We start from the raw sequence: 12,686 nt of genomic DNA on the forward strand, positions 1-12,686 counted from the left end.
CAAACATAAAAGAGATTTGAGGATACCCTTATGAATATGGCAGTGGAAATTAAAGCAACATCAAAATCGGCACATTTAACCCCAGAGCAAACAGAAGCTTTTGGTCGCCGCATTGAAGAAATTCGTCTTGAAGTGATGAAAGATCTCGGTGAAAAAGATTCAAAATATATTTACAAAGTACGTAATTTTGTACGCTACACCGAAATTGCATCACGTGGCATGTTGATGTTTGGTGGTTGGATTCCACCAGTATGGTTGTTGGGTACGGCTATGCTAGGCGTATCTAAAATCGTTGAAAACATGGAACTCGGTCATAATGTGATGCATGGTCAGTTTGACTGGTTAAATGATCCAACGCTTAATGGTGCAACCTATGACTGGGATACGGTGTGTACGGGTGAAGACTGGAAATATACCCATAACTATAAGCATCATACCTATACCAATGTGTTTGGCATGGATCATGATATTAGCGGTTATGGTGTGATGCGCATGAGCCGTGAACAAAAGTGGGAACCTCGTTTTTTATTCAACGTGCCAATGGGTTTTGTATTATCAACGGGTTTTGAATGGCTACTGGCTTTGCAACGTCTAGAGATGGAAAAAGTATTGTTTGATGGCACCAAAACTTGGAAAGAAGTGTATGTAGAATCTAAAAATCTACGTAAAAAAATGGTACGTCAGTTTGGTAAAGATTATGTGCTATTCCCACTAATTGCAGGACCAATGTTCTTGCCAGTATTGGCTGGTAACTTTTTTGCTAACTTGATCCGTAACTACTGGGCATCGACCGTGATTTATTGTGGTCATTTCACAGAAGACTCTGAAATTATCACTGACAATATTGATAATGAAACCAAAGCAGAGTGGTACTTGCGTCAGATCCGTGGTTCAGCAAACTTTACTGGCGGTAAAATCATGCATTTCTTGAGTGGCAACTTGAGTCATCAAATCGAACATCACTTATTTCCTGATGTGCCTGCCAACCGCTATCAAGAGATGGCACCTAAAGTACGTGAAGTTTGTGCAGAGTTCGGTCAACAGTACAATACCGCGCCCTTTGGATCTCAAATTTTGAGTGTGTATAAACGTCTGGCTGTTCACTCTTTGCCTGACAATGTGGTTGATCGTTTAGTGGCGACCAAGCGGACCTTTGTTGAGGCGGTAAAAGGTATGTTTGGCAAAACTGCTTAATAAAGATAGAGCATTGTTTAAGGTATTCCAAATAGCTCCTTTTAGGGGGCTATTTTTATTTTTGAGTCATTAAAAGTGCAGACTTACATTTGAAAGTAGGGAATAAACTCAACCTGTCAAAATCCTTTGCTATACTATGCCCAGATTTGTATTTAAGAGAAGTTAGGAAGGATTATGCGTATTGACCAACGTGAATTAGACCAGTTACGTGAAGTAAAAATCACACGTAACTATACCCGTTACGCAGAAGGTTCAGTTCTGGTTGAGTTTGGTCACACCAAAGTCCTTTGTACTGCAAGTATCGATAATTCGGTTCCACGGTTTTTAAAAGGAAAAGGACAGGGCTGGGTCACTGCTGAATATGGCATGTTACCGCGCTCAACACACTCACGTTGTGACCGTGAAGCAGCGCGTGGTAAACAGTCGGGCCGGACACAGGAAATCCAACGTCTGATTGGTCGTAGCTTACGTGCTATGGTCGATTTGAAAAAGCTTGGCGAAAACACGATTACCATCGACTGTGATGTGATTCAGGCAGATGGTGGTACACGTACGGCAGCAATTACTGGTGCAGCTGTAGCATTGGTTGATGCTATGAATGTTTTATTGTCTCAAAAGAAAATTAAGCATGATCCGCTTAAAGGATTAGTTGCTGCAATTTCTGTGGGTATGTATCAAGATGAAGTACTACTTGATCTTTGTTATGAAGAAGATTCGAACTGTCAAACTGACTTAAATGTAGTGATGACACAAGCTGGCGAATTTATTGAAATTCAAGGTACTGCTGAAGACAAACCGTTTACTCGCGCACAAAGCAATGCCATGTTAGAAATGGCTGAAAAGGGCATTGCCGAGCTCGTTAAAAAGCAACAAGAAGCTTTAGGCTGGTAATTTTACGCTTTCCAAAAAGCGCATCTTCGGATGCGTTTTTTTATGCCTTCATCAAATCGACATAAAAACATCACTTGCTTGTCACTTTTACGCTTTATTAGTAGTTCGCATTTAAACCGTTTGGAAAAAACCAATGCGAAAACTTTCACTTTTATTAATTACGTCTTTAGCACTCATGCTCAGTGCTTGTAACGATGATAACGACTCAGATAATTCATCGCCAACAACACCGCCGACCAGTAATTGCAAAATGCACTGTGCACCATAATAAGAACTCAGGATAGAACTAATGAATCGTCGCGAATTTCTTTTAAATTCTACAAAAACCATGTTTGGGACAGCTGCTTTAGCGAGTTTCCCGCTTAGTATCCAAAAAGCCTTAGCTATTGATGCCAAAGTTGAAAGTGGAACTATTCAAGATGTTAAACACATCGTGATTTTGACTCAGGAAAACCGCTCGTTTGATAATTATTTTGGAACACTAAAAGGTGTGCGTGGTTTTGGAGACCGCTTTACCATTCCAATGACCGAAGGCCGAAAGGTTTGGGAACAATATGATGCTAAGAAAAATAAAATATTGCCTTACCATTTGGATAGCCGCTTAGGAAATGCACAGCGCGTTTCAGGTACGCCTCATTCATGGTCGGATGGTCAAGCCGCTTGGGATAATGGTCGTATGAGTGATTGGGTAGCGCATAAAAAGCCGCAGTCAATGGGGTACTACAAAAAACAGGAAGTGGAATATCAGTTTGCATTAGCCAATGCTTTTACCATTTGTGACGCTTACCACTGTGCGATGCATGCAGGTACCAATCCAAACCGTAAATTTATCTGGACTGGAACGAATGGCCCTACGGGTGCAGGTGTTGCCAGTGTGGTAAATGAGTTTGATGGTATTGGTCCTTCAAATGAGGGTTATGAATGGACGACTTATCCTGAGCGCTTACAACAGGCTGGCGTTAGTTGGAAAATCTATCAAAATATGCCGGATAACTTTACCGACAATCCTCTAGCCGGTTTCAAACAGTACCGCCGTGCAAATGAGCAGTCAGGGCAACCTGTAAGTAATGATGTTCTCGTTTGCCCTGCATACGATGAAAAAATCGATGCAACACAGCCGCTTTATAAGGGTATTGCCAATACCATGCCGGATGGTGGTTTTTTAGGAACTTTTAAAACAGATATTGCTCAAGGAAAATTACCGCAAGTCAGTTGGTTGGTTGCTCCTGCGACCTACAGTGAACATCCAGGGCCATCTAGCCCTGTACAGGGTGCTTGGTATATTCAGGAAGTATTAAATGCTTTAACTGAAAACCCTCAAGTTTGGAGTCAGACGGTTTTATTAGTGAACTTTGATGAGAATGATGGTTTCTTTGATCATATTCCTTCACCAAGTGCACCATCTAAAGATGAAAAAGGTGTAGTTCAGGGGAAAACGACTTTAAGTGATCAACAAGTGTCTTATGAGTACTTTAATCATCCAGCAGTAGCTACAGCAAAATCTCAACCCGCAACAGATGGACGTGTTTATGGACCGGGTGTACGCGTTCCAATGTATGTGATTTCACCATGGAGTCGTGGGGGATGGGTGAATTCACAAGTCTTTGACCATACTTCTATTTTACAATTCTTGGAAAAACGCTTTGGTGTGCAAGAGCCGAATATCAGCCCATATCGCCGTGCTGTATGTGGTGATTTAACGACGGCTTTTGATTTTAAAACTCCGAACCTTTTGCCTGTAAATGAGTTAGTAGGTAAGAAAACAAAAGCAGAAGCCGATGCGATTCGTGTTGCTCAAGCTTTATTGCCACAAGTTCCGGTTCCAAGCCAGCAACAATTTGCACAGCAGGAAATGGGTATTAGACCTTCACGTGCTTTGCCTTATATTTTGCATACCAGTGCTAAAGTTGATGCAGCACAAAAGACAGTCAAGCTGATGTTTTCAAATACAGGTAAACAGGCAGCGGTTTTCCATGTGTATAACCGATTAGATCTTACAGCGATTCCACGCCGTTATATGGTTGAAGCGGGTAAACAGTTAGATGATGTCTGGAATGCTACAAATGGGCAGTACGATTTGTGGGTACTCGGTCCAAATGGTTTCCATCGCGCATTTAAAGGTAATTTAAGCCAAGTTAACCAGACTCAAGCATTGCCGGAAATTAGAGTGTGTGTAGAAGAGTGTGATGCGAATTTATATTTAAAAGTTCGTCATGATGGTAGTAAGTCAGTCAAGCTGACAGTCAAAGCAAATGCTTATCTTGCAAATAAGACATGGAATATAGAAACCGATCATTCTGAAAAAGAACTGGTTTGGGATATGTCTGAATTTGGTGGTTGGTATGACTTCACTGTGACATTAGCTGATGATGCTACTTTTAGCCGTCGCTTTGCAGGACGTATTGAAACTCAAGAAGATTCAATTTCTGATCCATATATGGGTTATTTAGAGTCTTAAGTTGCTATAACGGATGAGTGATTAAGCTGAAGTTTTGGGTTAATAATTTATTTTAAATTAGCTAGCACGATGGAGTCTTATCGCTTATTCATCCAGTGGAAGTAGCTAATTCGTTACTTTGGTTTTGCCCAAAGTGAGGTACGTAACAAAGATTAATTAATCTTTGTTACGTACCGAAAGACAAAGACAGGCTTAAAACATTTTTGCGCTTCGACAAAGCTATAATCGCTTTGTCTTGCTCAGGTTGTAGATGACATCTCGCACAATCTAATGATGGGAAATATAAATTAAGAGAGGTAATATCTTGTTGTGTAGATGAATAATAAAAATAAAGACTTACCTTTTGTAACAGAATCTCCTAAGCCTGGTCATATTTATCTTTTATTGTAGGATCTTAATTTTTTAAGAGTGATGGGGAAAATTTATGCTACAAGGTTTTATTGTATTATTAGCAGTAGTGACATTTGTTTTAATGGCTGCTGACCCACGTGATAGTGGGGCACAAGCGACTCAGTCAGCATGGCAAAAAACACAAGCAGCGGACATGACCAAGTCGCAAAAAAATACGAATAACGACGTGGACTTTATTTAAGCATTAAAACGCATTGATAAATCAACAGCTCTAACGTCTTTAGTCAGCACGCCCATAGAAATGTAGTCAACACCTGTGGTGGCAACTTCGCGCAAGTTTTCAATGGTGATATTACCTGATGCCTCTAACTTACAACGGCCTGCAACATGTTTTACAGCATCAATCATTTTTTGTTGACTAAAGTTGTCTAGCATAACAATATCAGCACCTGCTTCAAGTGCTTGGTTTAGCTCATCCCAAGTTTCAACTTCGACTTCAACAGGTTTACCCGGTGCAATTTGATGGGCTTTGGTAATTGCCTGAGCAATACCACCAGCCGCCATAATATGGTTTTCTTTAATTAAGAAAGCGTCAAATAAACCTAGACGATGGTTTTGACCACCACCGATAGCTACAGCATATTTTTGTGCAATGCGTAAGCCCGGTAAGGTTTTGCGTGTATCGAGGAGTTTTGTATTTAAACCTTCGAGCTGTTGAACATATTCAGCTGTTTTTGTTGCAACCGCAGATAAAGTTTGAATAAAGTTTAAAGCAGGGCGCTCTACAGTGAGTAAGCTACGTGCAGAACCAGCAAGCTTTAAAAATGCTTCGTTTGCAGCAACACGCTCACCTTCTTGTTTTAACCAAGTCACCTGAACGGTATTGTCATAAGCTGAGATGAGTGCATTTACCCAAGGTTGGCCAGCTAAGACCATATCTTCACGGCTAATAATAGTCGCAGTGGCTTGCTCATCTTCGGGTGTGAGCATAGCGGTAATATCACCGTCCCCAATATCTTCTTGTAATGCTTGTTGAATATTGATTTGAATTGATTGTTCAAGCAAAGACTGAGGTATGCTCATACGGTTTCCATTTTGTCGATGACCCTAAAACTTGCGATATATTAGCACCGTCGACTTTAAAAATAAGCTGTTTTATCAGATTAATCGCGATAAACAATCGCATTTACTACTTTGAAAAGTAGATAACTGTTTTAAACTAAAACAATTGGCAAGCAATTTATTGGCATCTCAATGAAGCAAATCACACCGTATGAAGTTATAGATGGGCAATTAAAAGGGGCGAGACAAATCCCTTCTCCAAATTTTAACCAGCGTCCGACTGGTACCGAAATTCAAATGATTGTGGTTCATAATATTAGTTTGCCGCCGTCTCAATTTGGAGGCGGGTATATTGAGCAGTTTTTTCAAAACAAGTTAGATTGGTCAGTCCATCCTTATTTCCAGACCATTGAAGGGATGCAGGTTTCTACGCATTTGCTGATTTTACGTAGTGGGGAAGTGCTACAGTTCGTTAATTTTAATGATCGGGCATGGCATGCAGGGCGTTCGAGTTATTTAGCCAAAGTGGAATGCAATGATTATTCAATTGGTATAGAGCTTGAAGGGAGTGATGATTTGCCCTTTGAAGAAGTACAATACAATGTATTAACCGACGTCGTTACTGCCATTCGTCAGGCTTATCCTGAAATTAAAAACCATATTGCAGGACATTCAGATGTTGCACCTGGCCGAAAAACTGATCCGGGACCTTATTTTAAATGGCAGCACTTTAGACAATTGTTGGGTAAGAAAAAAACTTGAGTTTGTTCATCATTTCACAACGAAAAGATTTTCTAGTTTCATTACAATAGCGTCTTTCGAATATAGCTGTAGGTGAGTACGATGGCATTATGGCGATCGACTTTTATTGTCAGTGCAATGACGATGTTGTCACGAGTGTTAGGGTTAGTGCGTGACGTCGTATTGCTCAACGTGTTTGGTGCGGGTAAAGATTTTGATACCTTCGTCGTCGCTTTTCGTATTCCCAACTTCTTTCGACGATTATTTGCCGAAGGCGCCTTTTCTCAGGCCTTTATTCCGGTACTCACTGAATATAAAACAGGCCGAGCACACGCTGAAGTGCAGATCTTAATTAGTCGGGTATTTGGCTGTTTGCTGACAATCATGACCTTACTGACTTTTGTGGCTATGGTTTTAGCGCCTGCGATCATCTATATGTACGCACCAGGTTTCCATAGCGATCCTGAAAAGTTCGATTTAGCTGTCAGCATGTTCCGACTGACCATTCCTTATTTACTGTTTATGTCACTGACTGCTTTTGCCAGCAGTATTTTAAATAGTTATGGTTCTTTTGCTTCACCAGCTTTTTCACCAGTTTTGCTGAATGTCGCGATGATTGCTGGTGCATGGTGGCTTACGCCGTATATGGCTGAACCGATCAAAGCATTAGGCTGGTCAGTTGTTGTGGCGGGTGTTTTGCAGTTAGCGATACAAATTCCAGAGCTATGGCGTAAAAATCTTCTGATCCCACCTAAAGTTGATTTTAAACACGAAGGTGTAGAACGTATTTTAAAATTAATGCTGCCAGCATTATTTGGGGTATCTGTTACCCAGATTAACCTGTTATTAAATACGATTTGGGCCTCTTTCATGCAAGATGGTTCAGTATCTTGGCTCTACAGTGCAGAGCGTATGACTGAATTGCCGTTAGGTTTAATTGGTGTTGCGATTGGTACAGTGATTTTACCTTCACTTTCTGCCCGTCATGCAGAACAAGATCAAGCAAAGTTCCGCGGTATGATCGACTGGGCTGCAAAAATTATTGTATTGGTTGGCTTACCAGCAAGTATTGCCTTATTTATGCTTTCTACACCGATTATTCAGGCATTATTCCAGCGTGGCGAGTTTGACCTACGTGATACACAAATGACAGCTCTAGCACTGCAATGTATGAGCGCTGGCGTGATTTCGTTTATGCTGATTAAAGTCTTTGCTCCAGGTTTCTATGCACAGCAAGATACCAAAACACCTGTACGTGTCGGTTTAATGTCAGTCGCAGCGAATGCTATTTTAAACGTTATATTTATTGGTTTCTTTAAGCTGATTGATTGGCACGCAGAGCATATGGCACTTGCTTTGGCATCTTCAGGCTCGGCTTTGGTGAATGCAGGTTTACTCTACTTCTATTTGCATAAGCGGAATATTTTTCGATTTGGTTCACATTGGAAAAAGCTGTTTCTTCAATATGGTTTAGCGAACCTTGCCATGATTGGAGCACTTTGGTTTGCGTTAAATTGGTATAACGGTGAACTTTCACAGTGGTTACGTGTTGCCGAAGTGGTTGGATTGTGTGTAGTCGGCGTAGTCGCTTATCTGGTTGCTCTCGTCGTTACAGGTTTTCGTCCTAGAGACTTAAAACACTAAAAATAAAAAAAGCGATCTTAACTGATCGCTTTTTTTATATCTAATGAATTTATTTCGGTAAAACTTGTAGTAATTCAATATCAAAAATTAAAGTACTGTTTGGGCCAATACTGTCGCCAGCACCGACCTCACCATAAGCAAGATTAGCTGGAATAAAGAAGCGAGTCTTTCCGCCTTCTTTCATGGTCTGTAGACCCTCTGTCCAACCTGTAATCACTTGACTGAGTTGAAACTCAACTGGATGATTACGGGCAATCGAACTATCAAATACGGTCCCGTCGAGTAAACGACCTTCATAATTCACTTTAACACGAGATGTGGCTTTCGGCTTTTGACCATTACCTTCTTTTAATACTTGGTATTGAAGACCAGACTTAGTCGTGATTACACCTGATTTTTTTGCATTTTCAGCAAGAAATGCTGTACCTGCTTGGGCATTCTGTTGACCTGTTTTTTGAAATTCGACGAGTTGTTTGGCTTCTAAGGTTTTCTTATAGTCATTAATCGCTTTTGCCATTTCTTCATCAGTTAGGCGTGCTGTTTTACTTTGTGCGCCTTCTTGAAGACCTTGGTAAAAAGTATCAAGATTTAGATCTGTTAATGCATCAGTATTATTACGACCCATCAAATAGCCATAACTATAGCTAAATTGTTCTTTTGCTGGGCTTTTATTCGTTATAGGAGTTGCAGCAAGAACAGATAAACTCATTGTTGATGTTGCAATAATTAGACCAATTTTTTTCATGCCGTTTTCCAAAAAAAAGGAGAGTAGTGTTCTACTCTCCTGAATGTTTTTATTTCACTGAAATGAGTTCTACATCAAAAATCAGTGTACTGTTTGCTGGAATACCAGGAACTTCCTGAGGGCCATAGGCAAGATTTGATGGAATGAAGAACGTCGCTTTACCGCCTTCTTTCATCAATTGAAGTCCTTCAGTCCAGCCTGGAATAACCTGATTGAGTGGAAACTCAACTGGCTCACCACGCTTATATGAACTATCAAAAACCTGACCATTAATTAAACGGCCTTCATAATGTACTTTAACCATAGACTGCGCAGTGGGTTGTTTACCTGTGCCTTCTTTAGTAATGATATATTGCAAGCCAGACGCCGTAGTTTTTACACCAGCTTTTGTTTTATTTTCTGCAAGAAATTGAGCATCGGCAGACTCAGGAGCAACACCAGCAGCTTGTTCTGGTTTATTCTGTTGCTGCATTTTTTGCTGTAATTCTTTTTCATAAGCGGTTACAGCAGCTTTTAACTCTTCTTGAGTATAAGCACTTGGCTGCTTGCTGCGAGCATCATGAATCCCTTTCACAAATGATTTTGTATCTAGTTCAGGCGGAGTTTGCTGAGCAACTTCATATCCAAGAACATAACTAATTTTTTCAATTGGGGTGGCATTTTTATTTGCTTTGCTTCCGACTTCTGTGGTCGGATGTTGGCTTGCATAATATACTGGTACAAGTGCAGCACCGCCTAAAACTACAGCGACAGCAATGGGTAAGGCTTTACTCATAAAAGGTTCCAAAAATAATCATTTGAGTCTAAAAAGGCTGCTTTTGATCTTAGCATGCTTAAGCATAGAATGTTTAAGAAAAAAAACGAGTGGTTTTTTATATATTTTAGTTAGTTTTAGTAGGGATATACTTAAAAAATCTTAAATAAAAAACCGGATCATTTGATCCGGTTTTAATTCTCACTTTACGATTAATCTTCTTTTTGTGCTTTATACGCATAGGCGTAGTTATAACCGTAACCATAACCCGCGCTAGCACGTTGAATGTCATTGAGAATAAAGCCGTTGACTTTAACACCCGCTTGTTCAAAGCGATTAAGTGTTAATTCAAGCTCTTTCATTTGTGACTTAGCATAGCGAGCAACAATTAAGTTCACACCAGTATATTGCGAAATAATAATACCATCGGTTACTGCAAGTACTGGTGGAGTATCAATAATGATGTGGTCATATTGACTTTGTAGCTGTTCAAGTAATTCTTTAAATTGGTTTGAGCTTAAAATTTCTGAAGGATTTGTTGGGCTCTTACCACGTGTAATCACATCAAGGTTAGCAACTTGAGTTTTGTGCAATACTTTTTGTAGATCAGCTTGTCCACTCAATAATTCAGAAAGACCTGGTTTGACATCAACATCGAAGTACTTATGCATATAACCGCGGCGCATGTCGGCATCAATCAGTAATACACGTTTATCACCTTGTGCAAAAATCGTTGCTAGGTTCGTCGAAATAAATGATTTACCGACTTCTGGTGACGGGCCTGCAATCATAATGATATTATTTTTCGCACTCGCCAATGCAAAGTGAATTGCAGTACGGATACTACGTAAGCTCTCAATTGCAATATCATCACTATTTTTAACTGCCAGAATAGGAATATTTTTCTTCTTCTTTAAAATTTTAACGCGACTTTCTTGAATTGGAGAGCGTGGTACAGTTGCATAGACTGGTAAATCCAATTCGTTTTCAATTTGGCTAGAATCTTTAATTCCCGTACGTAACATATTACGTAATAAGGCAAATAATATACCAATAAATGCGCCAATAAATATTGATAAGATAAGAACTAGAAATTTTTGTGGCTTAATTGGAGCAATAGGTTCAACAGCGGTATCAACAATACGTACATTTCCAATTTCTCCTGCTTTCGCAATACGAAGTTGTTGGTAAGAGTTGAGCAGGGCCGTATAAAGCTGAGTTTTAACCTCTACTTCACGGTAGAGTTGTAAATATTGACGTTGTACATCTGGTAATTGTTTTAGCGTATTATTTAACTCACCAATTTGTTTGTTAATAGCAGTAATCTGACCATTAATTTCACGCATTGCTGGGTGTTCTGCAGTATATTTAGATGCCATTTCAGCTTGTTTTTGTTCAAGCTCTGCTTTTCGCGTTTCTAAAGTAATACTTTGAGTTAAATACAGCTCAGATTCTTTGGTTACATCAACCGTATTATATTGTTGGCGAAACTTGTTAAATTGACGTTCAGCATCGTCTAATTGTTTTTTCAAATCTGGCAGTTGTTCATCAAGAAATTTTAAAGTTTGGGTAGTTTCTGTTGTTCTTCGCTCGATATTTTGTGCGCTATAAGCTGTTAAAATTTCATTTAAGACTTGAGTAATATGTTCTTTGTCCTGACCTTGATAATTTAGACCAAGGATGCCTGTTTGTTTTCCTTTTTCTGCAACTGAATAATTTAAACTGATTGCATTTACTGCTGCAGGTAAAGAAAGATTTCTAATATTATAGGTTGCATCAAGTTGATCTTTTGTAAAAATAGCAACTTTCCAAGTCCCATGGGGCCCAGAAACTTGGTTTAACTGATTAAGTGGTACAGTTAAAATAGTCTGTTTAGTATTAGGGTCAGTTAAACGTAAAGATTGTTTATCAAAATTAAGATGTAAATTTTTATTTAAATAATAAGAAGGAATTTCAAGTTTTTGAATCTCAAAACTTTTTATGCCATCTTTGAAAATAACCAAATTTTTATTGTATTCAGTTTTGTATTGAGGGTTGGTCAATAAGCGATGAGTTAAGGTGTTTTCTGTACTAGAAACTTGAATATTCAGATGTAAATCTTTAATTACAGAACCTAAAACCAAACGAGACTTCAGAATTTCAATTTCTGCTTGTGCCGGAGACTTCTGTTCCATCATGTTAGATAGATCACCCAATAATGCTGCAGAAGCTCCTTTACTATCTTCTACTTGAACCAAAGCATCAACTGAGTAAATATCTGGTGTTGCACGTAAATAGAGTAAAGCACATACCAAACTCAAAATAGTACATAAAGCAACAAGTTTCCATTGTGCGATCAATGAGAAAAACAATTCTTTTAAATCAATTGTATCTTCAGTATTAGTTTTTGGGTTCATAAGCTTAAAATCTAAACGTTAAAATGAGATTTCCAGTCAGCCGCGCATTGCTGAATGAGTTGGCAAGTTTCATCAAAAAAAGCTTGATCATGCTGGTAGGGGTCAGGCACATTTTTGTTTTGCCAATGACCCAATCGATAGATTTTACCTTTTGCAAAGGGCCATGTTTGTTCAATATGTTTTTGTTGGTTATGACTCATAACCAAAATCAGATCAGCTTTTTTAATATGTTCAGCACTAAGTTTACGTGCAACATGTGGTTGCATATCAATACCTAATCGTTGCATACAAAGTCGGGCTTTTTCATCAGCTTGATGACCAATAAGCCCTGATATACCAGCCGACTCAATATTTAACTGTGGATGTTGCTGTTTTAAGAAATACTCTGCCATAGGACTACGACAGATATTTCCTATACAAACTACGAGAATATTTTTAAAGTGCATATAA

12 protein-coding genes are annotated in these 12,686 nt (G+C 39.2%); 6 read left to right on the top strand and 6 right to left on the bottom strand.

What is annotated here, in order from left to right:
* Positions 1-30 precede the first annotated feature (30 nt).
* Both ACPF64_RS04465 and rph read left to right on the top strand, forming a co-directional pair.
* Positions 31-1,194, top strand: coding sequence for a fatty acid desaturase family protein (locus ACPF64_RS04465; RefSeq protein WP_426455668.1), 1,164 nt, complete (start codon positions 31-33; stop codon positions 1,192-1,194).
* 174 nt (positions 1,195-1,368) lie between these two features.
* On the top strand, positions 1,369-2,085 hold the full coding sequence (rph, locus tag ACPF64_RS04470) for a ribonuclease PH (protein ID WP_003655775.1): 717 nt from the start codon (positions 1,369-1,371) through the stop codon (positions 2,083-2,085).
* A 111-nt stretch (positions 2,086-2,196) separates the two neighbouring features.
* Here rph and ACPF64_RS04475 read toward each other — a convergent pair whose 3' ends face one another.
* Positions 2,197-2,334 carry a hypothetical protein gene (locus ACPF64_RS04475; protein WP_016801802.1) on the bottom strand — a complete coding sequence of 46 codons (138 nt, stop codon included), beginning with the start codon at positions 2,332-2,334 and terminating at the stop codon, positions 2,197-2,199.
* 40 nt (positions 2,335-2,374) lie between these two features.
* Here ACPF64_RS04475 and ACPF64_RS04480 point away from each other — a divergent pair, with 40 nt between their 5' ends.
* Together ACPF64_RS04480 and ACPF64_RS04485 are read left to right on the top strand one after the other, a co-directional pair.
* On the top strand, positions 2,375-4,543 hold the full coding sequence (locus ACPF64_RS04480; protein ID WP_426455669.1) for a phosphocholine-specific phospholipase C: 2,169 nt from the start codon (positions 2,375-2,377) through the stop codon (positions 4,541-4,543).
* A gap of 424 nt (positions 4,544-4,967) precedes the next feature.
* The gene (locus ACPF64_RS04485; protein WP_005049256.1) at positions 4,968-5,135 is read left to right on the top strand and encodes a hypothetical protein; all 168 of its coding nucleotides are present in this window, start codon (positions 4,968-4,970) and stop codon (positions 5,133-5,135) included.
* On the opposite strand, the gene nadC is transcribed toward ACPF64_RS04485, so the two are convergent.
* Positions 5,132-5,977: a carboxylating nicotinate-nucleotide diphosphorylase gene (gene nadC / locus ACPF64_RS04490; RefSeq protein WP_426455670.1), complete on the bottom strand. Its 846-nt coding sequence runs from the start codon at positions 5,975-5,977 to the stop codon at positions 5,132-5,134. The genes ACPF64_RS04485 and nadC overlap by 4 nt on opposite strands.
* Before the next feature lie 171 nt (positions 5,978-6,148).
* Here nadC and ampD point away from each other — a divergent pair, with 171 nt between their 5' ends.
* Positions 6,149-6,718, top strand: coding sequence for a 1,6-anhydro-N-acetylmuramyl-L-alanine amidase AmpD (gene ampD, locus ACPF64_RS04495; protein WP_426455671.1), 570 nt, complete (start codon positions 6,149-6,151; stop codon positions 6,716-6,718).
* A gap of 72 nt (positions 6,719-6,790) precedes the next feature.
* Positions 6,791-8,341 (top strand): murein biosynthesis integral membrane protein MurJ, encoded by a 1,551-nt coding sequence (gene murJ, locus ACPF64_RS04500; RefSeq protein ID WP_171058522.1) that lies wholly within the window; start codon positions 6,791-6,793, stop codon positions 8,339-8,341.
* A 49-nt stretch (positions 8,342-8,390) separates the two neighbouring features.
* On the opposite strand, the gene ACPF64_RS04505 is transcribed toward murJ, so the two are convergent.
* From ACPF64_RS04505 to ACPF64_RS04520, 4 genes are all read right to left on the bottom strand, one after another.
* The gene (locus ACPF64_RS04505) at positions 8,391-9,086 is read right to left on the bottom strand and encodes an FKBP-type peptidyl-prolyl cis-trans isomerase (protein WP_426455672.1); all 696 of its coding nucleotides are present in this window, start codon (positions 9,084-9,086) and stop codon (positions 8,391-8,393) included.
* Positions 9,087-9,135: 49 nt separating this feature from the next.
* Entirely contained in the window at positions 9,136-9,861 is a 726-nt protein-coding gene (locus ACPF64_RS04510) for an FKBP-type peptidyl-prolyl cis-trans isomerase (RefSeq protein WP_056484159.1), read from the bottom strand.
* Between the two features lie 191 nt (positions 9,862-10,052).
* Positions 10,053-12,236 (bottom strand): polysaccharide biosynthesis tyrosine autokinase, encoded by a 2,184-nt coding sequence (locus tag ACPF64_RS04515; RefSeq protein WP_426455673.1) that lies wholly within the window; start codon positions 12,234-12,236, stop codon positions 10,053-10,055.
* Positions 12,237-12,247: 11 nt separating this feature from the next.
* Positions 12,248-12,682: a low molecular weight protein-tyrosine-phosphatase gene (locus tag ACPF64_RS04520; protein ID WP_426455674.1), complete on the bottom strand. Its 435-nt coding sequence runs from the start codon at positions 12,680-12,682 to the stop codon at positions 12,248-12,250.
* Positions 12,683-12,686 lie beyond the last annotated feature (4 nt).

The organism is Acinetobacter sp. KB005 (assembly GCF_049949095.1).
Lineage (GTDB): Bacteria > Pseudomonadota > Gammaproteobacteria > Pseudomonadales > Moraxellaceae > Acinetobacter > Acinetobacter calcoaceticus.

Bases quoted from the DNA above. Each gene is read 5' to 3' on its own strand.
- ACPF64_RS04515 (WP_426455673.1), bottom strand. From the start codon at position 12,236: ATGAACCCAAAAACTAATACTGAAGATACAATTGATTTAAAAGAATTG.
- ACPF64_RS04465 (WP_426455668.1), top strand. From the start codon at position 31: ATGAATATGGCAGTGGAAATTAAAGCAACATCAAAATCGGCACATTTA.
- ACPF64_RS04520 (WP_426455674.1), bottom strand. From the start codon at position 12,682: ATGCACTTTAAAAATATTCTCGTAGTTTGTATAGGAAATATCTGTCGT.
- rph (WP_003655775.1), top strand. From the start codon at position 1,369: ATGCGTATTGACCAACGTGAATTAGACCAGTTACGTGAAGTAAAAATC.
- ACPF64_RS04510 (WP_056484159.1), bottom strand. From the start codon at position 9,861: ATGAGTAAAGCCTTACCCATTGCTGTCGCTGTAGTTTTAGGCGGTGCT.
- ACPF64_RS04505 (WP_426455672.1), bottom strand. From the start codon at position 9,086: ATGAAAAAAATTGGTCTAATTATTGCAACATCAACAATGAGTTTATCT.
- ACPF64_RS04485 (WP_005049256.1), top strand. From the start codon at position 4,968: ATGCTACAAGGTTTTATTGTATTATTAGCAGTAGTGACATTTGTTTTA.
- nadC (WP_426455670.1), bottom strand. From the start codon at position 5,977: ATGAGCATACCTCAGTCTTTGCTTGAACAATCAATTCAAATCAATATT.
- ACPF64_RS04480 (WP_426455669.1), top strand. From the start codon at position 2,375: ATGAATCGTCGCGAATTTCTTTTAAATTCTACAAAAACCATGTTTGGG.
- ampD (WP_426455671.1), top strand. From the start codon at position 6,149: ATGAAGCAAATCACACCGTATGAAGTTATAGATGGGCAATTAAAAGGG.